Below are 25,931 nucleotides of genomic sequence, written 5' to 3'. Positions count from 1 at the left end.
CAAGAGAAACGGCGCGATGGGCGCCGTTATTCTCCTCGCGGATAACGTTTTGAACTTTCGAGAATATTCAGGTCCATGTGGTTGCGCATGTAGCGTTCCGACGCCTTCTTCAACGGCTGGAAATCCCATGGATAATAGGCGCCGCTTCTGAGCGCATCATAGACCACATGCCGACGTGCCTGGCTGGTTCGGATATCGGCATCAAAACGCGCGATGTCCCAACGCTGTAATGCCAGCGCTTCCAGCTTCGCAAAAACCTCAGCATAGGCAGGATCAGTCGCAAAGTTGGTGGTTTCCTGTGGGTCTGCCTCAAGATCAAAAAGTTGCGGTGGGTCGACCGGGCAAAGCACCAGCTTGTATTGACCATCACGCACACCAACCAGCGGGGCGATGGAGGCCTCGGCAGCATATTCCATGAAGACAGGATCGCGGTCTGCATTGCCATTGGCGACATCGACGAGGCTCTGGCCATCGATCCAGGATGCAAACGGGCTGATGTCGATACAAGCAAGCGCGGCAAGGGTTGGCAGAATATCCAGCGTCGAGACCGGTTGTACAACAAGGCCTGATGTCAGGCCGGGAGCGGCTATCATCAAGGGTACACGCGCCGAGCCTTCATAAAAACTCATCTTGAACCACATGCCCCGCTCGCCAAGCATATCGCCATGGTCGGACAGGAAAACGATTATCGTATCCTTGTCCATGCGACCGGCCTCGAGCGCATCGAGAATTTCGCCGATCTTCTCATCGATATAGCTGATATTGGCAAAGTAGGCGCGGCGGGAGCGCCGCACATCCTCGGCAGAAATATCGAGCGCCAAGTGGTCGCAGGCATCGAGAATGCGCCGGGAATGCGGGCATTGCTGCTCATAAGGAATTGGCCCGGTCACCGGATCAAGAAAGGCGCAGTCTTCATAGAGATCCCAATATTTCTGCCGTGTCACATAGGGATCGTGCGGATGGGTGAAGCTGACCGTCAGACTCCACGGCCGGTCATCCAGACGTCGCGATAGATCCCTGATCTTAGCGACGGCGTGGTAGGCGACCTCATCGTCATATTCGAGCTGGTTGGTGATTTCAGCAATGCCCGCATCCTTGACCGAGCCCATATTGTGGTACCACCAGTCGATGCGTTCTCCCGGCTTGTTATAATCCGGTGTCCAGCCAAAATCGGCAGGGTAGATATCGGTGGTCAGTCGTTCCTCAAACCCGTGGAGCTGGTCTGGACCGACAAAATGCATCTTGCCGGAAAGGCTGGTGTGATAACCGCCACGACGAAGGTGATGGGCAAAGGTTGGAATGTCGGAGGCAAACTCGGCGGCATTATCATAAACACGAGTACGGCTCGGCAATTGTCCCGACATGAACGAGGCGCGGCCCGGTGCGCAAAGCGGACTGCCGGTATAGGCTGTCGCAAAGCGTGTTGATCTCGATGCCAACCGTCGCAGATTAGGGGCGTGCAGAAAGTCGGCGGGGCCATCCGGAAAGAACAGGCCGTTAAGTTGGTCGGCCATCAGGATCAGGATGTTGGGCTTGCTCATGGTCATTCCAGTCATGCATGTCATGCTTGCTATATCGCAGTTTCAGGCGAGCGGAGCAGGGTGCGCCGCCCCCTTGTTTGGTCAGGCCTTGCCCTTCCACGGCACCAGCACACGTTCCAGCAAGCGGACCAATGCGGTGAAACCGAAGGCGCAGACGGAGATAATGGCGATGCCGACAAACACCACGTCGGTTGCCAGAAATTGTGCTGCCGACATGATGAGAAAACCGATGCCCTGTGTTGAGGCGATCAGTTCTGCCGCCACCAACGTTCCCCAGCCAATGCCGAACGCAATGCGCACGCCAGTCAGGATTTCCGGCAAAGCACTTGGCAGTACAATATGGGAGAACAACTGCCAGCGCGTGGCACCTAGTGCACGGGCCGCCTGCGCCCTCTCAATCGAAACCGAGCGAACGCCCGCTTGGGCCGAGAGACAAATCGGTGCAAACATTGCCAGAAACAGCAGGGCAATTTTCGAGGTTTCACCAATACCCAGCCAGATGATCATCAATGGCAGATAGGAGAGAGGCGGGAGCGGCCAGTAAAATTCGATTGGCGTATCAAGGATGCCTTTTGCCCAGCGGTTCAGTCCCATCAACAGACCGATCGGAATTGCCGTTGCCAGCGCCAGTATTGCGGCAAGGCCAATGCGAAACAGGCTTGCGCCGACATGTTCGCCAAGCGATGCACCGGCATAACCATCATTCCAGATGACGAAAAACTGGCGCAGCACCTCACCGGGTTTGGGCAGAAACAGGCTTGGTGTCAGTTTCAATGCGGTTGCAGCCCACCACAGCAAAATGATGATTGCGCCGGTAACCAGGCTGATGGCCAGCGACGGTTTTCCATCGATGCCGAAACCTGCCATGCGAACGGTTTTTTTGCGGGCTGGCGCGGTGGTCTCGGAGGTGTGTGGCCGGGTGTTATCTAGCTCTATCGTTGTCATGCGCTTAACCGCCCCTTATTGTCGTCGCCATGGAGAATTTCGCGAATTTCTTCGCGCAACAGACCAAATTCCGGTGACAGGTGTATGGATCTGACATCGCCGGTTTCGACAAAACGTTTGACGAAATCCAGTTCGTAACGGGCAACAATCCGTCCGGGACGCGGCGACATGACGATGACATGGGTGCCGAGGAACAGGGCTTCCTCGATCGAATGGGTGATGAAAAAGATGCGTTTTCCCGTGCGGTGCCAGACGGAAATCAGCAGTTCCTGCATCTGTTCTCTGGTCAGGCTGTCCAATGCGCCGAAGGGTTCGTCCATCAACAGAATGTCGGGCTCTGTCGCAAGTGCGCGCGCAATGCCAACGCGCTGCCGCATGCCGCCCGAAAGCTCATAGGGAAAGCTTTTGGCGAAGTCCTTCAAGCCAACGAGCGCTAGCAATTCCTGCGCTTTTTCGTGGCGTTGCCGTTTGGAGGTGCCTGCAAATTTCAAGCCTAGCGCCACATTGTCGAGAACATTGGACCAGGGAAGAAGCGTATCTTTCTGGAAAACCACACCGCGATCAGCGCCGGGGCCGGTAATGGCCCGTCCATTCAGCGTGATTTCGCCTTCCGACAGCGGCAGAAAACCGGCGATAGCATTGAGCAAAGTCGACTTGCCGCAGCCTGATGCGCCAAGCGCCACCACAAAGGCGCCGTCTGGAATATCGATGTTGACCCGGTCAAGTGCGTGGATGTCACGGCCATCGCGCCCGTCGAAATAGACACTGGCATTTTGAATGCTCAACATTTTTGTTCCCCGATATTGTTGCTCTGTCAACAGAGTGTCCCGCCGGTCGTTGCGACCGGCGGGACAGGGTTTGCTTCGTATTATCGCGTTACTTCAAAGCATCCGGCGTCACGAAGGCGGCGTAGCTTGGCAGCACTTCGGAAATCTTGCCCTGGCTTTTCAAGAACTCCGAAGTTTCCTTGAGAATATTGGCAGCACCCGACTTTTCACCGCCGCCAAGCCAGTCGGCAGAAGCCTGCTTTTCCGGTGTCAGAAGATTGAGATTGGTCAGTGCAGAAGCCTGCTGCTCGGCAGTGCCGCCGAGGAATTTCGCCAATGTCTTGGCATTGTCGCTGTCTGGTCCCCATGCGGCCTTGTCGGTGAGGAAGGAGCCGTAATATTTGTTGATCACGCCGGAAAACGTCTTCAGGAAGTTCGGATTGTCTTTGGCGAATTCACCTGTCGCGACCCAGGCGGAGAAGGTGGGAGCACCCTTTTCGGCGACGTCCTTGGAGGTGATCAGCACCTTGCCGTTTTTCTTCAGTTCAGTCAGCGCCGGGTCCCAGACGAAGCCGCCGTCAATGTCACCACGGGTATAGGCGGCAACAATTTCAGGCTGGGGGATGGCGAGAACCTGAACATCCTTTTCGCTGAGGCCCAGCGACTTGATCAGTGCCAGAAGCTGATAGTGGTCGGTCGACACGGGAGCGGCGGCCAGCTTCTTGCCCTTGAGGTCATCGAGAGATGAGATCTTGGAGGCATTGCTGACAACCAGCGCTTCGTCAGTGCCGGAAATCGATGACAGGTAGAATGCCTTCACATCCAGACCGCGGGATGTTGCCGATGCGAACGGGCTGGAGCCGACGTAACCGATCTGCACGTCTCCCGACGCAATGGCGGCGAAGATTTCAGCGCCGGAATTGAACTTGCGGAAATCGATCTCGTAACCCGGCTGTTTAAACTCGCCATTGGCAATGGCCACGGAGGAGGGCAGCGCGTCGGTCTGGTAGGCAACAACAACCTTCTTGTCAGCGGCTTCCGCCGTCATGCCTGCAAAGACCACACCCATCGTGGCTGCTGTAATCGTGAGAAACTTTTTGATCGTCATGTAAGCACCTTGTTCGCAGGGGTTCCGGTTTCGGATTTGTTGTCCTGGATTAAGAGCATAGTGACGGGTTTTAGGGATAAACAGCAAAATACATCTTTTTAGTGGAGTATTGGCGGTATGTGTTTTGCGTAATTTTTGAATAAACCGCACCGATAGTTCCGGTGCAGCGAGGATATGCAGTAGAACTGTGTGTTTTACACCTCGCAGTCAGGTACATATCGCGGAAGGTCGTGATATGACCTTTGAGGCAAGCGCCTTGATGTCTCAGGCCATGTTTCTGGCTGTGTCAGGAGACGGTGTCGTTGCTCTCGGATTTGACAGATGCTTTGATCCACTCCAGCACGTAGACCCGAAGCGAGGAGGAAAGGTTGCTTTCTGGCGGGCGATTGTCATCGATCTCGGCCAGCAATGCGGCAAAACTCATGCTGCGATGGCGGGCAATATCCTGCAATTCGCTCCAGAAGGCGTCTTCCAGGGAAATGCTGGTACGGTGACCGTGAAGAGTGGCTGAGTGTTTGCGGATCACTGTTTCGGCTTTCGAAACTGATTCAAGCAGTTGTCAGATTGAGTCCGAAACCTGCTGCAAGTGTTTGAAAAGTAGCGTTTGTTTCCGCTCACTTGTCATCCTGCGGTTTTTCGATGCGCCCCTGATCCAGCGTTTTTTCCGCTTTGTCATTCAGGGCGCTGGTCAGGTTCTTTTCCGCCTTGGTGCGCCCGAAGGTAATGCGGTTCTGGTCCGCCTGCTTCTCTTTTTCAGAGCGCGCCTTCTGTTTGCGGAACTGGCGAAGATTGACAACGTCAGCGGACATCTCGGTTTCCTGACCAATAAGTGTCAACATAAAACGAAAGTGGCGGGAACACCCGCCACGACCTGGAACCAAAACCAATGGCTTCGTTCATTCTGTAAGCGCACCAGTCATAAAGCGAATGGTGCCGCCGGATTAATGTTTCTTGCGGAATGCGTCGAGCGAAACGACCGAGCCGGCCTTTTTCTCTTCGCCTGCTTCACCTTCGACCGCAGGTGCCTTTTCAGCCGTCACTTCCGGATAAGCGGTGATTTCTGCGCCTTCGGTTTCTTCCTCCTCGTCAGACAGCGGAACGTCGAATTCCAGCTCAAAGTTGACGGAAGGATCGTAGAAGCCACGGATGGCGTTAAACGGAATAACCAACTTCTCTGGTGTGTCGGAGAAGGAAAGGCCGATTTCGAACTGTGTTTCGGTGATCTTCAGATCCCAGAACTGGTGCTGGATGACGATGGTCATCTGCTCGGCATATTTAGCCTTGAGGTGCTGGGAGATACGCACTCCCGGCGCGCCGGTCAGGAAGGTGATGAAGAAGTGGTGATCACCGGGAAGGCGGCCAGTTGCGGCAACTTCGCTCAGCACCTTGCGGATAACGCCGCGAAGAGCATCCTGTGCGAGAATATCGTAACGGATATGGTCCTGCCCCATGCGATCCTATCTTTCTTTATACATGCAATTGTCTTTGCAGACACTATATTCAATGACGCATGGGACGGCAACGCCAAACCCTGCGTACGAGTCACGTCATTATATAGGAATTTGTTGAAAGAAAGAAGGTGGAGGTTTCTGTTGCCAGGTACCTCCGAACCCCGCCTTACGGGGCTAACCGTAAGGACTTAGAGCGGAATTCCCGCACCGCCATTAGGCAGCGAGAGCGTATTCCTTAGCGTTGTTGTCATTTGCAACTACACTTGTGACCCGATAACGGCGGTATCATGCCGAGCAAAAGTACGATCTTTACGCCCTTGTCGATCCTATTTCGCCCCCATCAAAAGCCGGCCAGAAGGCCACCGGTTTTTGGTGGAGGCGCCGGGTACCGCCCCCGGGTCCAATAGGTTTATTACACCGACCATTTATCGCCATATCTTCTTGCGAAGCACCCTCTAGATAAGCCGGAGACGTGAACAAAACAAGTGTCTGATTGGTTTTATCCGTTAAATTCAATTGGAAGCCTGAATGGACGATTGCGCCATTGTGTTTTTGCAAACGGGCCGGAAAACCCCTTTAAAGTCAGGCTATGTGACAAGTTGGCAAAACATCATGGCCGTTCTTGACGCAATCATTGCTCTGATAGATTGTACTTAACAAGCGCCTCCTGAAGTTTGTGGAGATGACGCTTGAGGACACATGAAGGAGAGGACATGACGGACTATCTTGCAGATGTGAAAAAATACGACGCGGGTGCAGACGAGGCAGTCGTCAGCAAAATCGTCAAGCACCTGGGTATTGCGCTTCGCAATCGCGATTCCTCGCTGGTGTCGGCGTCCGATCCTGAAGAGCTGGCGCGCGTGAAAGAAAAGTGGTGCGGCAAAAAACTTGGCGTCACGGGCGCTGCGGCCGATAATGCCGTTGATGCCGTGTGCAAAACCCTGGCGGCTGACCGCTCCAAATCGCGCGTGACGTTCTATTATCTGGTCGCCAAAGAGCTAGGCAAATTGGATAGTTTGTAAAAATAATCCGGGACTCCGTCCCCGAGACGTTGGTTCCGCCGCAGTTCAATATTATACTCAGAACAAATTTGGAATTTGCGGCGGACCCTAAATGAAGCAATATCTCGATCTTCTCCGACATGTGATGGACACTGGAAGTGACCGTGGCGATCGCACCGGCACTGGGACACGCTCCGTGTTCGGTTATCAGATGCGATTTGATCTGTCGGAAGGGTTTCCGGTTCTCACCACCAAGAAGCTTCATCTGCGCTCGATCATTCATGAACTGCTGTGGTTCCTGAAGGGTGATACCAATATCGCCTATCTCAAGGAAAACGGCGTTTCGATCTGGGACGAGTGGGCGGATGAAAATGGTGATCTCGGTCCGGTCTACGGTGCGCAGTGGCGTTCCTGGCCAGCCCCTGACGGTCGCCATATCGATCAGATTGCCCTGTTGATTGAAAGCCTGAAGACCAATCCCAATTCGCGCCGTCATATCGTGTCGGCATGGAACCCGGCGCTGGTGGATGACATGGCGCTGCCGCCGTGCCACTGCCTGTTCCAGTTCTATGTCTCCGATGGCAAATTGTCCTGCCAGCTATACCAGCGTTCGGCTGACATCTTCCTCGGTGTGCCATTCAACATCGCATCCTATGCTCTGTTGACACTGATGGTCGCGCAGGTGGTTGGTCTGAAGCCGGGTGACTTCGTGCACACGCTGGGTGACGCGCATATCTATTCCAACCATTTCGAGCAGGCGCAGTTGCAGATGACGCGTACGCCGAAAGCCTTGCCGACACTGCGCATCAATCCTGACGTGAAAAGCCTTTTTGACTTTAAGTTCGAAGACTTTACGCTGGAGAACTACGAAGCTGATTCAAGCATCAAGGCACCGATTGCGGTATGAGCACGCCCAACATTTCCCTGATTGCCGCAGTGACAGAAAACGGTGTTATCGGCCGCGAGCTTGACATGCCTTGGAAGCTGTCCACCGATCTCAAGCGTTTCAAGGCGCTGACCATGGGTAAACCGATGATCATGGGTCGTAAGACATTCATCTCGGTCGGCGAGCGTCCCTTGCCGGGGCGTCCGCATATTATCATCAGCCGCAATGTCGATTATCGCCCAGATGGTGTTGATGTCGTGTCGTCGCTGGAGGCCGCACTTGATCTGGCAAAGACCAAGGCGAAAGAGCTTGGTGTAGACGAGGTTTTTGTGGCCGGTGGCGGTGAAATCTACGCCCAGTCGATGCCATTTGCCGACCGCCTTTATATGACGCATATTGATGCACGGATTGATGGGGATACGTATTTCCCGGACATTGATCCTGAGCGGTTTGAAAAGGTGGACGAAACGGCCGCACCAGCCGGTGAGAAAGACAACTATGCTGTGACCTTTGCTACCTACAGGCGAAGAGGCGCGGCAAAGTGAACAATTTACCCTGATTGTCGAATAAGTTACCGCCTCTGCGTTGAAACCGCAGGTTTGCGTCCCTATAACGGGGTCGATATACCCGTTCAGCGCGAGCAATCGGCAGGGTGGGGGCGGGAGAATTCATAACACAAGAGGTATTGATGCCCTGGAGCAATCAAAATGGCGGCGGCGGCCCTTGGGGCGGCGGCGGTGGTAATAACCAAGGAGGCCCGTGGGGGCAGGGACCGAACCGTCCGCGTGGCGGCGGTGGTGGTGGTGGAAATGGTGGCCCACCGGATCTGGAAGACATTATCCGACGCGGACAGGATCGTTTTCGCAACATATTGCCGGGCGGTTTTAATGGCGGTGTTGTTGCCATACTTGCGCTGGTGCTGATTGCTTTCGTTGCCATGCAGTCCATTTACACGGTGCAGCCAGATGAGCGCGGCGTTGAACTGCGTTTCGGCAAGCCGAAGGATGAAGTGTCCATGCCGGGCCTTCACTTCCATTTCTGGCCGATTGAAACGGTCGAGATCGTCAAGGTTACAGAGCAGCAGCAGAATATTGGTTCGCGTGCGACATCGTCGACCGGTACAGGTGTCATGCTTTCCGGCGACCAGAACATCGTGAACGTACAGTTCTCCGTGCTGTTTACCGTAACGGATCCAAAGTCTTATCTCTTCAACGTCGACACGCCTGCTGAAACCTTGCAACAGGTTTCCGAAAGCGCGATGCGTGAAGTTGTTGGTCGCCGTCCGGCGCAGGACATTTTCCGTGATAACCGCCAACAGATCGCTGCTGATGTTCGTAACATCATTCAGGCTACGATGGACGGTTACGGAGCTGGCCTTTCGATTAATGCTGTTGCTATCGAAGATGCAGCACCGCCGCGCGAAGTGGCAGATGCGTTTGACGAAGTGCAGCGCGCCGAGCAGGACGAAGACCGTTTTGTTGAAGAAGCCAACCAGTATGCCAACCAGAAGCTTGGTGCGGCACGCGGTCAGGCAGCTCAGATCCGCGAAGAAGCAAACGCTTACAAGAGCCGTGTTGTAAACGAAGCTCAGGGTGAAGCGCAGCGTTTCGTGTCCATCTATGATGAATACACCAAGGCACCCGATGTTACCCGTCAGCGTCTGTTCATCGAAACGATGGAACAGGTCATGAAGAGTACCAGCAAGATCATTATTGACGAGAAGCAGGGAGTTGTTCCTTACCTGCCGCTCAACGAGATTACACGCGGTGCCGCAGCGGCTGCCGCGACGCAGGGAGGCAACTAATATGAGCAATCGTCTCTCTGCACTCCTCGTTTTTATCGGCCTGGTGCTGTTCTTCGGTTATTCGTCGATTTTCGTGGTTACTGAACGTCAGCAGGCCATCGTGGTACGCTTCGGTCAGATCAAGGATGTGAAGACCGAACCAGGTCTGTACTTCAAGCTGCCATTCGCGTTCATGGACGCGGATCGAGTGCAGTACATTGAAAATCGTGCTCTGCGTTTCGATCATGACGACATCCGCGTGCAGGTTTCCGGCGGCAAGTTCTATGAGGTAGACGCATTCGTTGTTTACCGCATTACCGATGCCCGTCGTTTCCGTGAAACGGTTTCGGGTGACCAGATGTCTGCTGAAGCACGTCTTCGCACACGCCTCGATGCCTCGCTTCGCCGGGTTTACGGTCTACGCGGTTTCGAATCGGCCTTGTCTGATGCCCGTGCATCGATGATGCAGGAAGTACGTGACGATCTGCGTCCTGACGCGGAATCGCTCGGTATCAGCATCGTGGATGTTCGCATTCGCCGTACTGACCTGACGCAGGAAGTCTCGCAGCAGACCTTCGAGCGTATGAAGGCTGAACGTCTGGCGGAAGCCGAACTGATCCGCGCTCGCGGTAATGAACAAGGTCAGCGCCGTCGCGCTATCGCCGACCGTCAGGTCGTCGAGCTGGAATCGGAAGCCCAGCGCGATTCTGAAGTCATGCGCGGTGAGGGCGACGCTGAAAGAAACCGTATTTTCGCGGATGCTTTCACGCGTGATCCGTCCTTCTTCGAGTTCTACCGTTCAATGGCTGCTTATGCTGCCTCGATGAACGGCAAGGACACGACGCTGGTTCTTTCACCAGATTCGCAGTTCTTCCGTTATTTCAACAACCTTTCAGGCACACTGCCGCAGCCACAGACACCGGCTGCACCGGCTCCTGCCAACTGATCGATGTTGAAAGTCTGATAGGAAAAAGGCCGGTTTGATACCGGCCTTTTTTTATTGCGAGTGATTTTTCAGGATTTGGATTGATGACAAAACAGACTGACGATGCGGTTCTGCTGCCAGTGCAAAAGCAACTGGAGGCCTACAATGCCCGCGATATTGAGTCATTCATGCCTTGGTGGGCAGAGGATTGCCAATATTACGCATTTCCCTCAACGCTTCTGGCGAACAGCGCCGCAGAAATTCGCGCTCGCCACGTTGAACGTTTCAAAGAACCTGATCTTCAGGGAAAGTTGTTGAGCCGCATATCCGTCGGCAATGTGGTGATCGACCATGAGACGGTGATCCGCAACTTCCCCGAGGGTAAAGGTGAAGTCGATGTGATTTGCATCTACGAAGTTGAAGATGGCAAGATCGCCAAAGCATGGTTCAAGCTTGGCGAACCTGTGATCTATGACGGCAATACTCGGCAAATATAGAGGAAAATGCTGTTGATCACGAAAAGGTATTTTTACACTTCATCATTCCGCCTTATGGTTGATGAATAGGATTGAGAGAAAGCTTGCATTCCCCGAATAAATCATGCGTTAAGCGGGAAGAATAAGTTTTTTAGAATTCGATTTGCGGTTCACGACACGAGGATACCATGGCCCTGATACTGCGCTCGCCTTTCCGCTCCACCGTTTCCGTGGCAGCAGGAATTGCAATGTTGATGAACGGTCTGGTTTTGACGGTGCCAGCATATGCGCAAAGCCAGGGACCAGCCTCGGTTGCTGATCTTGCCGAGCCGTTGCTGGACGCGGTGGTGAACATTTCCACCTCGCAGAAGGTCAAAGAAACTGGCAAGGGTCCTGTGCCGCAGGTGCCTGAGGGTTCGCCGTTCCAGGAATTTTTCAAGGATTTCTTTGATGGCGAGCGTGAGCAGCAAGGTGGCCAGAAGGTCAACTCGCTCGGTTCCGGTTTCGTTATCGATCCCAAGGGGTTTGTTGTTACCAACAACCACGTCATCGAAGGTGCTGACGATATCGAGGTGGTGTTTCCAAACGGCTCGAAGCTGAAGGCAACGCTTGTCGGTACCGATACCAAAACCGACCTTTCCGTTTTGAAGGTAGAGCCGAAGGCGCCGCTCAAGGCTGTGAAATTCGGTGATTCCCGCGCCATGCGCATTGGTGACTGGGTGATGGCAATCGGGAACCCGTTTGGCCTCGGTGGTTCGCTGTCCGTCGGCATCATTTCGGCGCGTGGCCGTAACATCAATGCTGGTCCTTACGACAACTTCATCCAGACGGATGCGGCGATCAACAAGGGTAACTCCGGTGGTCCGCTGTTTAACCTCAAGGGTGAGGTTATCGGCATCAACACGGCGATCATTTCGCCAAGTGGCGGTTCCATCGGTATCGGTTTTGCAGTGCCGACCGAACTTGCCCAGAACATCGTCAATCAGTTGATCGAATTTGGTGAGACGCGCCGTGGCTGGCTTGGTGTACGCGTGCAGCCTGTGACTGATGATGTGTCGGCAAGTCTTGGTCTTGATAGCACCAAGGGCGCGCTGATTTCCGGTGTCGTGAAGGGTGGTCCGGTTGAAAACGGTCCTATCCAGGCTGGCGACATCATTCTGAATTTTGACGGCAAACCGGTCAATGAAATGCGTGATCTGCCGCGTGTTGTCGCTGAAAGCCCGGTTGGCAAGGAAGTAGACGTTATCATCGTGCGGGACGGCAAGCAGCAGACTGTAAAAGTCACGCTGGGCCGTCTGGACGATGCTGCTTCGGCCACGGAAGACACAACATCGGAAGATCCAACCGATGGTGACACCGGCAACGACATGACCCAGCAGGATGATGGTTCGCCGATGGTCGACGATCAGATGACTGATGGCAATGACGCGCCACAAAACGTGCTCGGAATGCAACTGGTGAAGTTGACCGACGAGTTGCGTACCGCACGTGGCATCGCGTCAAGCGTTGAAGGTGTGTTGGTCGAAAGCGTGACCGACGGTTCGGTTGCTGGCGAAAAGGGTGTGAAGTCGGGTGACATCATCGTCGAAGTTGGGCAGGACTTTATGGAAGTTCCCGGTGATGTAATGGTTCGTGTCAACGGTCTGAAATCCGAAGGTCGCAAGAACGCCCATATGATGATTGCCGATGCGCAGGGCAATCTTCGGTTCGTGGCTCTGCCGCTCGAATAGGCTGTCCCAAACTGAAACCGAGAATCAAAAACCCCATGCAGATGATGATCTGCACGGGGTTTTGTTTTGAAGTCCGCTGTGTGGCGTGACGGGGGTGTCAGGTCAGAAACTGTCGTTCGATCTCGATCAGTTTTTGTTTGCGCCACAGGCCTCCGCCATAACCGGTCAAGGATCCGTCTGCACCAATGACGCGGTGGCACGGAATGATCAGGGCGATCTGGTTGGCGCCATTGGCGCGGGCAACGGCGCGCGTGGCGGTTGGTCTGCCAATCTGTTCGGCAATCTGGCTGTAACTGCGCACCGCGCCTGCCGGTATCTCACGCAAGGCATCCCAGACGGTGCGGGTGAATTCGCTGCCGTGGCAGGCGAGCGGTATCTTGAAGTCTGCGGACTTGCCGGTGAAGTAAGCATCCAGCTCCTTCTCAAGCACGTCATGCGGTGGAAGACGACCAACACCGACACTGCCCTTTGACAGGTCCACTAGTTTTTTCAGTTCAGCCGGAAGGGCTTTACGGTCGGCGAACTCCAACACGTGCAAGGATTTGTTGTCGGTGACGGCGATCATCGTGCCTAGCGGCGTGGTCAGCCAGTCTGCCTGCAGCAGTGCATTGTCTGCCAACCGTCCGGGGACTTGCCCGAGCAGGCGCGAGAAGGCGACGCGAAACGCGGTGGGGGATTCAAAACCGGCATCCTGCTGGGCATCGATAACGCGGCCACCATCACCCAGCGTTTCGAAACCCTGCCGGAGACGTTCCAGTCGTGCCATTTCCAGAAAGGTCATGCCGAAATGGCGTTTGAAGCTGCGGCGAACTGTGGAGGGGTCGAGTTTCAATCTCTCGACATCCTGTTCGCTCCAGCGATAACCGGGCTTGTCCTTCAAGGCATTCAGCAAGGTGGCGATGGCGGGATCGGCCTCGGCGGCTGGACCGAGCGGGTGACATTTGAGACAGGCTCGAAAGCCAGCCGACATACATTCAGGCACGCTTGCAAAGAAGCGGCAATTCTCCGGCTTCGGCTTGCGGGCCGGGCAGGTGAGACGGCAGAATATTCCGGTCGAGGTTACCCCGACATAGGCGCGGCCGTCATAGGACTGGTCGCGCTCCAGAAGAGCCTTGTAGAGTGTTTGGGTGTCAGGAAGAGCAAATAACATGGCTCTTATTAATAAATCACATTTGACACGGCTGTAGCCTGAAATCGGGCGTGCATTTTTAAAAAGCTCAAACTGACCGATCAAACCATTGTTGGCGCGTCATCGCATAGGTCACATGCCGTTTCAGGTGCGGATGGGTGTCGGGCACGCGCGGATGGTCAAAGTCGCGCTCGGGGCTGCGAAACAGGCCAAGCCGTTTCATGACGGCGGTCGAGCGGTTGTTGGCTTCAACCGCAAAGGACACCACTTCCGGCATGGCTTTGTCTTCAAACGCATTGGCCAGCAGGGCATTGGCAGCTTCTGTTGCGTAACCATTGCCCCAGAAACGGGTGGCGAAACGCCAGCCGATTTCCATGGTGCCAAAGGGGAATATGCCCTTCATGTCGACGGGGGCAATGCCACAGAACCCCATCGGCTCCTGGCTTTCGCGCAGCTCCACCGCGTAAAAACCAAAACCGGTTGCGCGGATCATGTCGTTGACACGCTCAAGGGCAGCATCGGCTGCCTCATAGCTGTGGCGAAACGGAAAAAACTCCATGACCTTTTCATCCGCGTTGATCTCACGGAAAAGATTGCGATCGCTCTCTTTCCATTCGCGCAGGATCAGACGTGGCGTTTCAAGCATCATCAAGCGGTAACGAAATCCGATTTGCGATAGCCCTGAATATAAAGAAGGGCGGTCAGGTCGCCGTGGTCGATACGAATTTTTGCTTCAGCGGCAACGGCAGGCTTGGCGTGAATGGCAACGCCAGAACCGGCAAGGCCGAGCATACCGAGATCGTTTGCGCCGTCACCGACGGCAATGGCATCATCGGTTGAGATGCCAAGTTGGCCAGCGATGTCGATCAGCGAATCGACCTTTGCCTGTTTTCCAAGAATTGGTTCTGCGACCGTGCCATCCAGAGCGCCGTTTTCTTCGCCCAGCAGATTGGCGCGATTTTCGTCAAAGCCCAACATGTCGGCCACGCGGCTGGTAAAGACGGTGAAGCCGCCGGACACCAGTGCGGTGTAATGGCCCTTTGCCTTCATGGTGGCGATCAGCTCCTTGCCGCCCGGTGTCAGGGTGATGCGCTTTTCAATGACGTCATCAACAACGGAAACTGGCAGACCTTTGAGCAGGGCAACACGTTCGCGCAGCGCCGGTTCAAAGGCGATCTCGCCATTCATGGCACGGGCGGTAATGGCGGAAACCTTGTCTTTCAGGCCAACTTCGGCTGCCAGCTCGTCAATGCATTCCTGGCCGATCATGGTCGAATCCATATCGGCGATCAGCAGTTTCTTGCGGCGGGTGTCCTGGTCCTGAATGACGACGTCGACGGGCGCGCCATCAAGGGCTGCTTCAACCGTCTGGCGGGCTGTCGTTGCATCGGTGCCGTCAGCAAGTACGATATCGCACGCTATGCCATCTGCCAGCCAATAAAGACCGGAAGCATTGAGTGCCTTTGCCACCTTTTCTCCAAGGGCCGAAGTAACGACAGGATTTGACGGATTGGCAATAAGCGTGGCAACGAGAGCCATGATGAAAAACCTTGATGACGATATCGATGCGATCCTGATAACCGGACCGACGGCCAGCGGCAAGTCCGCGCTTGCACTTCATCTGGCGCGGGAACGCAATGGTGTGGTGATAAATGCCGACAGCATGCAGGTTTACGATACGCTGCAGGTGTTGTCGGCCCGCCCGTCCGAGGCGGAGATGGAAGGCGTTCCGCACTTTCTCTATGGCCATGTGCCGGCAAACCAGCTTTATTCCACCGGCGAGTGGTTGCGGGATGTGACCGCACGTCTCGAACAGTTGAAAAGCCAAGGACGTTTTCCGGTTTTTGTCGGTGGTACCGGGCTTTATTTCAAGGCGCTGACCGGCGGGCTTTCCAACATGCCGGCCGTTCCCGATGATATTCGCGATCTGTATCGCACGCGCCTTATCAATGAAGGTTCGGCCGCATTGCATGCCGAGCTGGCGCAGCAGGACCCTGAAGTTGCCGCAGTGCTGAATGTGCAGGACGGTCAACGTATCGTGCGGGCGCTGGAGATATTCAAGGCGACCGGCCAATCGATCTCGCATTTTCAGGGAACCAGCGGCCCCGTCATCGTCGATCCGGCGCGGGCGCAGAAATATGTCGTGCTACCCGATCGGGCGGTGCTGCATGACCGCATCAACCGGCGGTTTGAACTGATGATGGAGAAGGGGGCTGTGGAAGAGGTCCAGGCTATTCTGGCACTTCATCTGGCACCGGATGCAACGGCGATGAAGGCCATTGGTGTATCGCAGATTGCCGAGATGCTGGCCGGACGTTTGACACGCGAAGAGGCGATTGAGCGGGCGTCTGCTGCAACCCGCCAATATGCCAAACGGCAGATGACATGGTTCCGCAACCAGATGGGCGATGATTGGGAGCGGATCGCGCCCTGATCAATCCTTGCGATACAGGCTTCCGAGTGGCTTTTTCAACAAGCTTTCTCTCAGCGAACCGGCTTTTGGGAGGCCGGACGAGGTGCCCGGCTGCTGATTGGTGGTAGCGCTTTTGAAGGCGCTGGTACCTGGTAGCATTTCCGGCCGGTAGGGCTCATAGGACTGGTCGGATTCCGTTGAGCGGATTTCCTTGTTCCAGCTTTCCAGTTCCGCTTCGCTGGCCATCTCGTCGTAACTGTCCTGCGCCAGTTCCGCGAAATGGTCCTGTTCTGACACACCATAGGTCGCTTCAAAACTTTGCTGGAAGTTGGAAATATCCGGGCCCGACTTGGAGCGCATACGGCTGACGATGGTGCTGAGGTCCATGGTGCCGGGCGTGGGATCTTCAATCCTGCTGGAGGCGATTGCGGCCTTCGGCAGGTTACCCGCTGCAAGGCGGGTAAACTTCATGCGCATCGGAACGGCAATCGCTTCACCAAAGGCAATCGCTTCGCCGTTGCCGATGGAAGACAAGAAACTCATGGTCGAAAGCGACGAATTGGGCATGGCCGAGCGGATGATATCCTGGTCTCGCTCATTGGAAAGGCGCATGGCAAACAGTGTCGAGCACTGTGACAGAATGGTCTGGTCGAGCTCACCCGGACGCTGGGTAATCACACCAAGCGACACACCATATTTACGGCCTTCCTTGGCAATACGGGCAATAGCCTGGCGGGTTGGCACGAAGCCAAGCTCCTGATCTGCGGGTACGTAACGGTGTGCTTCTTCACAGACCACCAGCATGTGAATGGCGCCGTTGCTCCACAGGGCAAGTTCGAATGCCATGCGGCACAGCACCGACACCACAGAGTTGACGACCTCTGATGGAATGCCGGCAAGTTGGAAGGTGGAGATTGGTTTGCCATTGCCGGGAATACGGAATATGTGGGCAATGGTCTCCATGATCGTGTCGCTGATCGTGCTGTTGGAGAACATGAAGTGGTAGCGTGGATCATTGATTGCGGAAATGATCCGCATTTTCAATGAACGCAGGAACGGTTTGTCGCTGCGCCCTTCTAGGCGACCGATACGTTCGTCGATCAAGGCCAAGAGGTCGGCAATACGGTAAGGGACTGGCGTATCAGCGGTGATGGAGCTTTTGTCGGACGGGCGGCGCATAGGCGCGCTTTCGGAACCGCGAAACGCCCGTTTGGCGTCAGGAATAATGTCACGCAGTACATCGAGTTCTTCCGGTATAGGCTTACGGCCGCGGAACAGCACCTCGGCAAATTCCTCAAGCCGCATTAGCCAGAAGGGCAGGTCGAGCGTGTCGGTGTCGATCACAACAGAATGTTTGGGGAAGGCGGCAGCAAATTCATTATGCGGATCGAGAATCAGCACACGTAGTTTCGGGTCGGCCTCGATTGCCTTTTGCAGCAGCAGGGAGACCGCACTTGATTTGCCGACACCGGTCGAGCCGACAACCGCAAAGTGCTTCGACAACATCGAGGGAATATGAATGGCGGCATCAATGGCCTCGTCCTGCGAGAGGCGACCGACGATGCAGGTGCTGTCCTGTCCACTGTCATAGATGCGGATCAGGTCTGCGGAACGGATACGGTGAACGATGGCGCCCAGATGCGGATATTGCGAAATGCCTGTGGTGAAGGTTTCGCTGCCGTCGGGCTGTCGCTGGATTTCACCGAGAATTTCAGCTTCGACATTGAAGTTGTTGTTTTCGTCTTCCCGCCACTGATGGTGTTGGGTGTTCATGGCGTAGGTCAGGGCAATCACGCGGTTCTGGCCGACCGCAATGGTAATCAGTCGCCCAACGGACCACAGTTCCGTCAGGTCGGTTTTCCCGTCGGCAGCGACGCTCGACAGGGTGGCGCGGGAACCGGTGCAGGACACGACACGGCCCAGCATACGGTTGGCTGCGCTATGTTCATCGCGTCTGTCTTGCTCTCCGGCCGTTGCCGATTTGCGAAGGTCGTCGTTGAACATGTTTTTCCCTGAACTTGTCTTGCTATTTTTTGTTGGGAAAAAGCTACCGGTTCGACTTTAATAACTCGTAAGGATTTTGCGAAACTTTCTTACGGAAAATGCCGTTTTCTGGAACGAAATGAAATAGAAGCTGATTTTTTTAGCAACATACGTTGACGGATAATGCTTTTCTGGCTAACACTCCGACCCATGAAAAATCTTAACGTACTTATCGTGGTGGGACGGCGCATGGGCAGGATGGTGTAACCATCCGGCGAAAGCTCCCATGCGCTAAAACAGGCTCCTCAAGGGGCCTTTTTTTATGTCTCGAAACGGGCCAACTGGTCCAACGATATTCCAAAGCCAGAAGCGGGATGGAAAAGGCAATGACGGATAAGGAAACCACAGACAACAGCAACCGTATGACAGGAGCGGAAATCGTTCTCCAGGCGTTGAAGGACAACGGCGTGGAACACATTTTCGGTTATCCTGGCGGTGCTGTGCTTCCAATCTATGACGAGATTTTCCAGCAGGACGACATTCAGCACATTCTCGTCCGTCATGAGCAGGGTGCAGGCCACGCGGCAGAGGGTTACGCCCGCTCCACTGGCAAGGTTGGCGTCATGCTTGTCACCTCCGGTCCAGGTGCCACCAACGCAGTCACACCGTTGCAGGACGCGTTGATGGACAGCATTCCGCTGGTTTGCATTTCCGGCCAGGTCCCTACATCTCTCATCGGTTCTGACGCGTTTCAGGAGTGTGACACCGTCGGTATTACGCGCCCTTGCACCAAGCACAACTGGCTGGTCAAGGATGTAAACGAGCTGGCTGGCATCATCCACGAAGCGTTCCGCATCGCACAGTCTGGCCGTCCGGGCCCTGTTGTTGTCGATGTTCCAAAGGATATCCAGTTTGCCACCGGTACCTACACGCCACCGTCGGCTGCCGTTTCCAAGAACAATTACAAGCCGAAGCTTCAGGGCGACGTTCATGCGGCCCAGGCTGCGGTTGAACTGATGGCGCAGGCCAAGCGTCCGGTTTTCTACACCGGCGGCGGCGTTATCAACTCCGGTCCGGAAGCAACCCGTTTGCTGCGTGAACTGGTTGAACTGACTGGTTTCCCAATCACTTCGACGCTGATGGGTCTGGGTGCCTATCCGGCGTCTGGCGACAAGTGGTTGGGCATGCTGGGCATGCACGGTTCATACGAGGCCAACATGGCCATGCATGATTGCGACGTCATGATCTGCGTTGGCGCTCGCTTCGATGACCGTATTACCGGCCGTCTCAACGCGTTTTCGCCAAATTCCAAGAAGATCCACATCGATATCGATCCGTCGTCGATCAACAAGAACGTCCGCGTTGATTTGCCGATCATTGGCGATGTTGCCCATGTTCTGGAAGACATGGTTCGCCTGTGGCGCGCCATGGCGAAAAGGCCGGAAAAGGCACAGACAAGTGAGTGGAACGAGCAGATTGATCGCTGGCGTGCCCGCAATTCCTTTGCCTACAAGAACTCCAAAGACGTCATCATGCCGCAATATGCGCTTCAGCGCCTGTATGAGGCATCCAAGGGTCGTGACACCTTCATCACCACGGAAGTCGGCCAGCACCAGATGTGGGCGGCTCAGTTCTTCGGTTTTGAAAAGCCAAACCACTGGATGACGTCGGGCGGTCTCGGCACCATGGGTTACGGCCTGCCTGCCGCTATCGGTGTTCAGGTTGCGCATCCGGAAGCTCTGGTTATCGATATTGCCGGTGATGCCTCCATTCAGATGTGCATTCAGGAAATGTCCTGCGCCATCCAGTATAACCTGCCGGTCAAGATCTTCATTCTGAACAACCAGTATATGGGCATGGTCCGCCAGTGGCAGCAGCTGTTGCACGGCAACCGCCTGTCCAACTCCTACACCGAAGCAATGCCTGACTTTGTCAAGCTGGCGGAAGCCTACGGTGCCGTTGGCATGTATTGCGACGATCCGAAGGAACTGGACGACAAGATCGCCGAGATGATTGCGGTCAACAAGCCGGTTATCTTCGATTGCCGCGTTGCCAACCTTGCCAACTGCTTCCCGATGATCCCATCGGGCAAGGCCCACAATGAAATGCTTCTGCCGGACGAAGCGACCGATGAAGCCGTTGCCAACGCTATCGATGCCAAGGGCCGTCAGCTCGTTTAAGGATCGGGAGGAACATAGATATGAACGCACACCTACAACCCACCGGCTCCGCGTACTTCATTTCGAAGGAAACCGCTGCCATTGAAAACCACACGCTTTCGGTTCTCGTCAGCAACGAGCCGGGTGTTCTGGCTCGCGTGATCGGCCTGTTCTCCGGCCGTGGCTACAACATCGAAAGCCTGACGGTTTCCGAAACCGAACATGAGGCGCATCTGTCGCGCATCACCATCGTCACGCGTGGTACGCCGCTGGTTCTCGAGCAGATCAAGGCGCAGCTTGAACGTATCGTTCCGGTCTACCGCGTTGTTGACCTGACGGTGCGTGCCCGTGAACTGGGGCAGGAGCGTCCGATTGAACGTGAAGTGGCGCTTCTCAAGGTTGTCGGCGGCGGTGAAGACCGTGCCGAAGCCCTGCGTCTGGCCGATGCTTTCCACGCCAAGGTGGTTGATGCAACGGTTGAGCACTTCATTTTCGAGATCACCGGCAAGTCCTCGAAGATCGACCAGTTCGTCGCCATCATCAAGCCGCTTGGCCTGATCGAAGTGTGCCGTACCGGTATCGCTGCCATGAACCGTGGTTCGCAGGGCATGTAATCCTGCCGGAACAAAATGACCTCAAGGCCGTTCGCAACACATCGTTGCGGGCGGCTTTTTTGTTTGAAAGAATGCCTTGGATAAGTGGTGCGTGATACTCAGATCAAGGGGCGTAGTTTTCATTGATGATAAAACCGGAAGCCCTGCTTTATCCGACGCCGGATGGTCTTTATTGCCCCGAGGGTGATTTCCACATCGACCCAGTGCGTCCGGTGCGTCGGGCGCTGATTACCCACGGCCATTCGGACCATGCCCGCGCAGGTCATCAGCATGTTCTCGCGACCCGCCAGACGCTCGATATCATGCGCATTCGCTACGGTGAGGATTTCTGCGGAAGCGAGCAGGCGATTGCGCACGGTGAAACGGTCGATATCAACGGTGTTGCCATCCGTTATTATCCGGCAGGCCATGTGCTGGGGTCGGCGCAGATCACTGTCGAAAAATCTGGAACACGCATCGTGGCATCCGGTGACTACAAGCGCAGCCCCGACCCAACCTGCGAAGACTTCGTGCCTGTTACCTGTGATGTGTTCATTACCGAGGCAACCTTTGGTCTGCCGGTTTTTCACCATCCGAACCCGAGAGATGAAATGGCGAAACTGCTGCAGTCGCTGAAGCAGTTTCCAGAGCGCACCCACATTATAGGCGCCTATGCGCTGGGCAAGGCGCAGCGGGTCATCATGCTGCTGCGCAATGCCGGATATGATGCGCCGATCTATATCCACGGTGCGCTTGCCAGGCTGTGCGACTATTACCTGTCGCAGGGCATCCCGCTTGGGGATTTGAGACCAGCAACCGTGGAAAAGCAGGACGCAGGCATATTCAAGGGCGCTGTTGTAATCGGACCGCCCTCGGCCTTTGCCGATCGCTGGGCGCGACGTTTTTCTGATCCGGTGCCGGCTTTTGCATCCGGCTGGATGATGGTACGCCAGCGTGCGCGGCAACGCGGTGTCGAGCTGCCGCTGGTGATTTCCGACCATTGCGATTGGCCTGAACTGACGCAAACGATCCGTGATACCGGCGCCGGTAATATTTGGGTGACGCATGGTCGTGAGGAGGCACTGGTGCGCTGGTGTGAGCTGCACGGCATTGCCGCGAAACCACTGCATCTTGTTGGTTATGAAGACGAGGGGGATTGAGAGACATATGTATGCTTTCGCCCAGCTCCTCGACCGTCTGGTTCTCACACCATCCCGCAATGCCAAGCTCACATTGCTGACCGACTATTTCCGCGCCACACCTGATCCTGACCGTGGTATTGCACTGGCTGCCTTGGCAGGCACGCTTGACCTCAAGGGTGTCAAACCGGCCATGATCCGCGAACTTGTACTTGAGCGCATGGACGAGGTGCTGTTTCGCTACTCCTATGACTATGTTGGTGACCTTGCCGAGACCGTTGCGCTGGTCTGGGATCAGGGTGAGATAAAACCGGAAAAGTCGGGTCAAGACCTGTCGTTGGGCGAAGTCGTGCAGCAGATGCAGACGCTTGGCAAAATGGAAATCCGCACTGCGGTGCGTGGTTTGCTGGACAGGCTGGATACATCAGGACGGTTTGCCTTTCTCAAGCTTGTCACCGGTGGTTTGCGTATCGGGGTGTCTGCCCGTTTGGCAAAACAGGCGCTGGCGGAACTCGGCTCGAAAGACATCACCGAGATCGAGACGCTGTGGCACGGTTTGAAGCCGCCCTATGAACCGCTGTTTGCGTGGCTTGAGGGTAAAAGTGACCGGCCAGTTCTGGCAACGCCTGCGATTTTCCATTCCGTCATGTTGTCCACGCCGGTCGGCGACAATGATCTCGATGCGCTTGATCCGGTGGATTACGCAGCCGAATGGAAGTGGGATGGCATTCGTGTGCAGTTGTCGCGCTCGTCCGGCACATGCCGCCTTTATTCGCGTTCCGGAGATGATATCTCAAATGCATTCCCTGACATTGTCGACGCGGCGGATTTTACCGGTGTGATCGATGGGGAGTTGCTGGTGGGAGGTACATTCACCTCGAACCGGCCAACTGCCAGCTTTTCCGATTTGCAACAGCGGCTAAATCGCAAAACGGTTTCCGGTCGCATGTTGCAGGATTATCCGGCCTTCATTCGCGCTTACGATCTTTTGTTTGAGGATGATGTCGATATTCGCGGCCAGAGCTTTGTCGAGCGACGTCAGAAGCTGGAAAGGTTGATTGCTGGGGCAAAACCGGACCGTTTCGACCTGTCGCCACTTGTCCCATTTTCCTCATGGGCTGAACTGGAGCGGCTGCGTGCCGATCCACCGGATGCGGTGATCGAAGGCATCATGCTCAAGCGACTGGATAGCACCTATCAGGCCGGGCGGGCAAAGGGACCGTGGTTCAAGTGGAAACGTGACCCTTATAATGTCGATGCGGTGTTGATGTATGCGCAGCGCGGCCATGGCAAACGCTCCAGCTACTATTCCGATTTTACCTTTGGTGTGTGGATGGCAGGCGAGGGTGGCGATCAGCTGGTGCCGGTCGGTAAGGCCTATTTCGGTTTTACCGATGCCGAGCTGGATGTGTTGGACAAGTTTGTACGCGACAATACGGTGGAGCGGTTTGGACCGGTGCGTTCCATTCGCGCCGAACCGGATTTCGGATTTGTCGTCGAAGTGGCTTTTGAGGGCATCAACCGGTCCGGACGTCACAAGTCAGGGGTCGCGATGCGCTTTCCTCGTATCTCGCGTTTGCGAACCGACAAACTGCCACGGGAGGCTGACAGGCTGGAAACGCTGGTCGCCATGATTGGCGGCGGAGCCAACTTGCCAATCTGATTCATGTTTGTGGCATTTTGATTCAGGAAACAGGCTCAACATACTGAAAAGCCTCCCGCAATGTCTGTTGCGGGAGGCTTTGTTATTTGTGTCAGATGACTGAATCAGCCGAATTTACGACCAAAGGACGAGGCCAGTTTCTGTCCCAATACGCGGGCCGGAGACTGTACTGGTGTGGAATATTCATTGGCTGTGGCAATGCCATACGAGTTGCCATTATCCAGTTTGAACTGCGACAGCAGCGATGTCAGCGCAGCAGCCTGTGTGGCAAGGCTGTTGCTGGCTGCCGTCGATTGCTCTACCATTGCAGCGTTCTGCTGGGTGCCCTGATCCATCTGGTTGACGGAGGTATTGATCTCCGAAAGGCCGGTCGACTGTTCCTTGGCAGAGGTGACAATCGAAAGGACGTGTCGGTTGATTTCCTGAACTTCTGCGACGATGGATTCCAGCGTGCGACCGGTTTCACCGACCAGTTCGACACCCTGGCGAACCTGCTCGCTGGACGTGGTGATCAGCGCCTTGATCTCTTTTGCGGCTTTGGCAGAGCGCTGTGCCAGTTCGCGTACTTCCTGGGCAACGACGGCAAAGCCCTTGCCTGCTTCACCGGCACGTGCTGCTTCCACGCCGGCATTCAGCGCCAGGAGGTTGGTCTGGAACGCAATGTCATCAATTACACCGATGATGTTGCTGATCTCGTTGGAGGAGCTTTCAATGCCCTGCATGGCGACGACCGCTTTGCGGACAACCTGACCTGACTGTTCAGCGCCGACACGGGTCTGCGATACCAGTTCACCGGCTTCGCTGGCGCGAACGGCGGAATCCCTGACGGCGGTGGTTACCTGCTCAAGGGCTGCTGCAGTTTCTTCAACTGAGGCGGCCTGCTGTTCGGTACGCTTGGACAGGTCTTCGGCAGCAGAGCGGATTTCATTGGCGCCCGCATCGATCATGCGGGCGTTGTCGCCAATCGAGCTGAGAACGCCATGCAACTTGGCAATGGAGGTATTGAAGCTGGTACGCAGCTGATCCAGCTGACCGGCAAACTTTTCCTCGATGCGGTAGACCATGTCACCCGCTGCCAGACGGTCGAGCGCCGTGCCGAGATTATCGACGGCAAACAGAACTTCGGCAGCTTCACGGGCCTTCTGCTCTTCGCGGGAAAGGCGCTCTTTTTCGCTGAGGCTGCGGTTGGCTTCGGTTTCGTGCTCCAGACGTTCACGCTCAATGGCGTTCTGGCGGAACACCGTAACAGCGGCAGACATATCGCCAATTTCATCCTTGCGGCCACTATGCGGAATGGCGCTGGCGTTATCGCCTGCAGCCAGTTTGTTCATGGCATCGGTGATCTCGGTGATCGGACGGGAAATTCGAATATGGCTCAGCACTGCTGCGGCGATCGCGATCAGCGTTGAAACGATGATCGACAAAATGGTGACAGTGTTGGCAAAGCTCGCCGTCTTTTGTGCGCCAGCTGCTGCTTCCCGACCGAGGCTGCTATTCAGGTCGAGGATATCATTCATCTTGGCAACGGCTTCCTGTCCCTTTGGGGTCAGGGTTTGCTGAATGTAGCCCTTGGCTTCGTAGAGCTGGCCATTGTTGATATATTCGATGAATGCCGCGCCAGCGGCTTCATATTCTGTCACGGACTTTTCAGCGATAGCGAATTTTTCCACCAAGGCTGGCGAGGTGATCGTCGCGCCAAATTCATCTGCAGCCTTTTTGCGGTCTGCCTGTGCCTTGTGAATGGCCGCAATAGCTGCATCGACTTCTTCAATCGTGCCGGCACTCATGCCCTGCACATAGGCGCGTCTTACGTCGCCGAACAGCATGTTGATTTGCGACAACACTTCGGAACGGGCCAGACGGTAATTGACGCCTTCCGTCGCATCTTTCAGGTTTGAAATTGAATTGAGGGCAATTGCTCCTTGCGCGACGCCAAGCACAACGAGAAGGCCAAATAGGCTGGGGAGGAGTGTCTTGATTTTCATGTTTGTCAGCTTTGTTTCACCATGGCGCACGTTGTCGGTGAATTACCTACAATCCTGTGCTTGTTTTTGTTTTAGCGCGATGGTTGTGTAAAGAATGGTTAAAGCCGGCGGCACAATTTTGAATGGGTACTTTAGTGTCGTTTATTGTAATAATTTCTAATGTTTTTTCATTTGGTTAAACGCGCTATTCCTGTGGTTGAAGGCCGCAAAAAATACCCTGTATTTTGATAAGTCTGATTGAAAATACACAACCA

The 25,931-nt window shown here is 55.2% G+C and carries 24 protein-coding genes and 1 other RNA gene; 12 read left to right on the top strand and 13 right to left on the bottom strand.

Going from position 1 to position 25,931, the window contains the following annotated elements; genetic code table 11:
• Positions 1-26 precede the first annotated feature (26 nt).
• From betC to ssrA, 8 genes are all read right to left on the bottom strand, one after another.
• Positions 27-1,541: a choline-sulfatase gene (gene betC, locus PYL13_RS12855; RefSeq protein ID WP_275641597.1), complete on the bottom strand. Its 1,515-nt coding sequence runs from the start codon at positions 1,539-1,541 to the stop codon at positions 27-29.
• A gap of 81 nt (positions 1,542-1,622) precedes the next feature.
• A complete protein-coding gene (locus tag PYL13_RS12850) occupies positions 1,623-2,408 on the bottom strand; it encodes an ABC transporter permease subunit (RefSeq protein WP_275642031.1) in 786 nt (261 codons plus the stop codon).
• Positions 2,409-2,482: 74 nt separating this feature from the next.
• Entirely contained in the window at positions 2,483-3,274 is a 792-nt protein-coding gene (locus tag PYL13_RS12845; RefSeq protein WP_275641596.1) for a taurine ABC transporter ATP-binding protein, read from the bottom strand.
• 88 nt (positions 3,275-3,362) lie between these two features.
• Positions 3,363-4,322: a taurine ABC transporter substrate-binding protein gene (tauA, locus tag PYL13_RS12840; protein WP_275642030.1), complete on the bottom strand. Its 960-nt coding sequence runs from the start codon at positions 4,320-4,322 to the stop codon at positions 3,363-3,365.
• A gap of 325 nt (positions 4,323-4,647) precedes the next feature.
• Positions 4,648-4,887 (bottom strand): ribbon-helix-helix domain-containing protein, encoded by a 240-nt coding sequence (locus PYL13_RS12835; protein WP_275641595.1) that lies wholly within the window; start codon positions 4,885-4,887, stop codon positions 4,648-4,650.
• Between the two features lie 88 nt (positions 4,888-4,975).
• Entirely contained in the window at positions 4,976-5,170 is a 195-nt protein-coding gene (locus PYL13_RS12830; protein ID WP_259144375.1) for a DUF4169 family protein, read from the bottom strand.
• 132 nt (positions 5,171-5,302) lie between these two features.
• Positions 5,303-5,812, bottom strand: a complete 510-nt coding sequence (locus tag PYL13_RS12825; RefSeq protein WP_192488555.1) for an SspB family protein — start codon at positions 5,810-5,812, stop codon at positions 5,303-5,305.
• Between the two features lie 127 nt (positions 5,813-5,939).
• Positions 5,940-6,301, bottom strand: a transfer-messenger RNA (tmRNA) gene (gene ssrA / locus PYL13_RS12820).
• Between the two features lie 224 nt (positions 6,302-6,525).
• On the opposite strand from ssrA, the gene PYL13_RS12815 reads away from it, so the two are divergent.
• The 7 genes from PYL13_RS12815 (at position 6,526) to PYL13_RS12785 (ending at position 12,613) form a co-directional block, all read left to right on the top strand.
• Positions 6,526-6,834: a DUF2853 family protein gene (locus tag PYL13_RS12815; protein WP_275641594.1), complete on the top strand. Its 309-nt coding sequence runs from the start codon at positions 6,526-6,528 to the stop codon at positions 6,832-6,834.
• A 91-nt stretch (positions 6,835-6,925) separates the two neighbouring features.
• On the top strand, positions 6,926-7,720 hold the full coding sequence (locus PYL13_RS12810; protein ID WP_250981839.1) for a thymidylate synthase: 795 nt from the start codon (positions 6,926-6,928) through the stop codon (positions 7,718-7,720).
• On the top strand, positions 7,717-8,244 hold the full coding sequence (locus PYL13_RS12805; protein ID WP_275641593.1) for a dihydrofolate reductase: 528 nt from the start codon (positions 7,717-7,719) through the stop codon (positions 8,242-8,244). The genes PYL13_RS12810 and PYL13_RS12805 overlap by 4 nt, the downstream gene beginning before the upstream one ends.
• Positions 8,245-8,387: 143 nt before the next feature.
• Positions 8,388-9,503 (top strand): FtsH protease activity modulator HflK, encoded by a 1,116-nt coding sequence (gene hflK, locus PYL13_RS12800; protein WP_259144421.1) that lies wholly within the window; start codon positions 8,388-8,390, stop codon positions 9,501-9,503.
• Position 9,504: 1 nt separating this feature from the next.
• Entirely contained in the window at positions 9,505-10,428 is a 924-nt protein-coding gene (gene hflC / locus PYL13_RS12795; protein ID WP_250981837.1) for a protease modulator HflC, read from the top strand.
• Between the two features lie 83 nt (positions 10,429-10,511).
• Entirely contained in the window at positions 10,512-10,904 is a 393-nt protein-coding gene (locus PYL13_RS12790; protein WP_275641592.1) for a nuclear transport factor 2 family protein, read from the top strand.
• 167 nt (positions 10,905-11,071) lie between these two features.
• Positions 11,072-12,613: a Do family serine endopeptidase gene (locus PYL13_RS12785; RefSeq protein ID WP_275641591.1), complete on the top strand. Its 1,542-nt coding sequence runs from the start codon at positions 11,072-11,074 to the stop codon at positions 12,611-12,613.
• A 97-nt stretch (positions 12,614-12,710) separates the two neighbouring features.
• Here the strand turns inward: PYL13_RS12785 and PYL13_RS12780 are convergent, their stop codons facing one another.
• The 3 genes from PYL13_RS12780 to serB all read right to left on the bottom strand — a co-directional run bounded on the left by PYL13_RS12780 (position 12,711) and on the right by serB (position 15,281).
• A complete protein-coding gene (locus PYL13_RS12780; protein ID WP_275641590.1) occupies positions 12,711-13,763 on the bottom strand; it encodes a bifunctional transcriptional activator/DNA repair enzyme AdaA in 1,053 nt (350 codons plus the stop codon).
• Positions 13,764-13,830: 67 nt separating this feature from the next.
• Positions 13,831-14,394, bottom strand: coding sequence for a GNAT family N-acetyltransferase (locus tag PYL13_RS12775; protein WP_250981833.1), 564 nt, complete (start codon positions 14,392-14,394; stop codon positions 13,831-13,833).
• On the bottom strand, positions 14,391-15,281 hold the full coding sequence (gene serB / locus PYL13_RS12770) for a phosphoserine phosphatase SerB (RefSeq protein WP_275641589.1): 891 nt from the start codon (positions 15,279-15,281) through the stop codon (positions 14,391-14,393). Before serB ends, PYL13_RS12775 begins: the two co-directional genes overlap by 4 nt.
• On the opposite strand from serB, the gene miaA reads away from it, so the two are divergent.
• The gene (miaA, locus tag PYL13_RS12765) at positions 15,280-16,176 is read left to right on the top strand and encodes a tRNA (adenosine(37)-N6)-dimethylallyltransferase MiaA (protein ID WP_275641588.1); all 897 of its coding nucleotides are present in this window, start codon (positions 15,280-15,282) and stop codon (positions 16,174-16,176) included. The two genes, serB and miaA, sit on opposite strands and share 2 nt — an antisense overlap.
• On the opposite strand, the gene PYL13_RS12760 is transcribed toward miaA, so the two are convergent.
• On the bottom strand, positions 16,177-18,159 hold the full coding sequence (locus tag PYL13_RS12760) for an ATP-binding protein (RefSeq protein WP_275641587.1): 1,983 nt from the start codon (positions 18,157-18,159) through the stop codon (positions 16,177-16,179).
• A 365-nt stretch (positions 18,160-18,524) separates the two neighbouring features.
• On the opposite strand from PYL13_RS12760, the gene PYL13_RS12755 reads away from it, so the two are divergent.
• The 4 genes from PYL13_RS12755 to PYL13_RS12740 all read left to right on the top strand — a co-directional run bounded on the left by PYL13_RS12755 (position 18,525) and on the right by PYL13_RS12740 (position 23,692).
• Positions 18,525-20,318 (top strand): acetolactate synthase 3 large subunit, encoded by a 1,794-nt coding sequence (locus PYL13_RS12755; RefSeq protein ID WP_275641586.1) that lies wholly within the window; start codon positions 18,525-18,527, stop codon positions 20,316-20,318.
• A gap of 20 nt (positions 20,319-20,338) precedes the next feature.
• The gene (gene ilvN, locus PYL13_RS12750) at positions 20,339-20,911 is read left to right on the top strand and encodes an acetolactate synthase small subunit (protein WP_192488569.1); all 573 of its coding nucleotides are present in this window, start codon (positions 20,339-20,341) and stop codon (positions 20,909-20,911) included.
• 128 nt (positions 20,912-21,039) lie between these two features.
• Positions 21,040-22,050 (top strand): ligase-associated DNA damage response exonuclease, encoded by a 1,011-nt coding sequence (locus PYL13_RS12745; RefSeq protein ID WP_275642029.1) that lies wholly within the window; start codon positions 21,040-21,042, stop codon positions 22,048-22,050.
• Between the two features lie 7 nt (positions 22,051-22,057).
• On the top strand, positions 22,058-23,692 hold the full coding sequence (locus tag PYL13_RS12740; protein ID WP_275641585.1) for a cisplatin damage response ATP-dependent DNA ligase: 1,635 nt from the start codon (positions 22,058-22,060) through the stop codon (positions 23,690-23,692).
• Positions 23,693-23,796: 104 nt separating this feature from the next.
• Here the strand turns inward: PYL13_RS12740 and PYL13_RS12735 are convergent, their stop codons facing one another.
• Positions 23,797-25,677: a HAMP domain-containing methyl-accepting chemotaxis protein gene (locus tag PYL13_RS12735; RefSeq protein ID WP_275641584.1), complete on the bottom strand. Its 1,881-nt coding sequence runs from the start codon at positions 25,675-25,677 to the stop codon at positions 23,797-23,799.
• Positions 25,678-25,931: the final 254 nt, after the last annotated feature.

Origin of the sequence: Agrobacterium sp. Azo12 (genome assembly GCF_029193765.2) — a bacterium.
Taxonomy (GTDB): Bacteria; Pseudomonadota; Alphaproteobacteria; order Rhizobiales; family Rhizobiaceae; genus Agrobacterium.
The sequence above is the reverse complement of the archived record's forward strand: the minus strand, read 5'-3'. Positions and strand labels throughout refer to the sequence as shown.

Bases quoted from the DNA above. Each gene is read 5' to 3' on its own strand.
- betC (WP_275641597.1), bottom strand. From the start codon at position 1,541: ATGAGCAAGCCCAACATCCTGATCCTGATGGCCGACCAACTTAACGGC.
- PYL13_RS12850 (WP_275642031.1), bottom strand. From the start codon at position 2,408: ATGGCAGGTTTCGGCATCGATGGAAAACCGTCGCTGGCCATCAGCCTG.
- PYL13_RS12845 (WP_275641596.1), bottom strand. From the start codon at position 3,274: ATGTTGAGCATTCAAAATGCCAGTGTCTATTTCGACGGGCGCGATGGC.
- tauA (WP_275642030.1), bottom strand. From the start codon at position 4,322: ATGGGTGTGGTCTTTGCAGGCATGACGGCGGAAGCCGCTGACAAGAAG.
- PYL13_RS12830 (WP_259144375.1), bottom strand. From the start codon at position 5,170: ATGTCCGCTGACGTTGTCAATCTTCGCCAGTTCCGCAAACAGAAGGCG.
- PYL13_RS12825 (WP_192488555.1), bottom strand. From the start codon at position 5,812: ATGGGGCAGGACCATATCCGTTACGATATTCTCGCACAGGATGCTCTT.
- PYL13_RS12815 (WP_275641594.1), top strand. From the start codon at position 6,526: ATGACGGACTATCTTGCAGATGTGAAAAAATACGACGCGGGTGCAGAC.
- PYL13_RS12810 (WP_250981839.1), top strand. From the start codon at position 6,926: ATGAAGCAATATCTCGATCTTCTCCGACATGTGATGGACACTGGAAGT.
- PYL13_RS12805 (WP_275641593.1), top strand. From the start codon at position 7,717: ATGAGCACGCCCAACATTTCCCTGATTGCCGCAGTGACAGAAAACGGT.
- hflK (WP_259144421.1), top strand. From the start codon at position 8,388: ATGCCCTGGAGCAATCAAAATGGCGGCGGCGGCCCTTGGGGCGGCGGC.
- hflC (WP_250981837.1), top strand. From the start codon at position 9,505: ATGAGCAATCGTCTCTCTGCACTCCTCGTTTTTATCGGCCTGGTGCTG.
- PYL13_RS12790 (WP_275641592.1), top strand. From the start codon at position 10,512: ATGACAAAACAGACTGACGATGCGGTTCTGCTGCCAGTGCAAAAGCAA.
- PYL13_RS12785 (WP_275641591.1), top strand. From the start codon at position 11,072: ATGGCCCTGATACTGCGCTCGCCTTTCCGCTCCACCGTTTCCGTGGCA.
- PYL13_RS12780 (WP_275641590.1), bottom strand. From the start codon at position 13,763: ATGTTATTTGCTCTTCCTGACACCCAAACACTCTACAAGGCTCTTCTG.
- miaA (WP_275641588.1), top strand. From the start codon at position 15,280: ATGATGAAAAACCTTGATGACGATATCGATGCGATCCTGATAACCGGA.
- serB (WP_275641589.1), bottom strand. From the start codon at position 15,281: ATGGCTCTCGTTGCCACGCTTATTGCCAATCCGTCAAATCCTGTCGTT.
- PYL13_RS12760 (WP_275641587.1), bottom strand. From the start codon at position 18,159: ATGTTCAACGACGACCTTCGCAAATCGGCAACGGCCGGAGAGCAAGAC.
- PYL13_RS12755 (WP_275641586.1), top strand. From the start codon at position 18,525: ATGACGGATAAGGAAACCACAGACAACAGCAACCGTATGACAGGAGCG.
- ilvN (WP_192488569.1), top strand. From the start codon at position 20,339: ATGAACGCACACCTACAACCCACCGGCTCCGCGTACTTCATTTCGAAG.
- PYL13_RS12740 (WP_275641585.1), top strand. From the start codon at position 22,058: ATGTATGCTTTCGCCCAGCTCCTCGACCGTCTGGTTCTCACACCATCC.
- PYL13_RS12735 (WP_275641584.1), bottom strand. From the start codon at position 25,677: ATGAAAATCAAGACACTCCTCCCCAGCCTATTTGGCCTTCTCGTTGTG.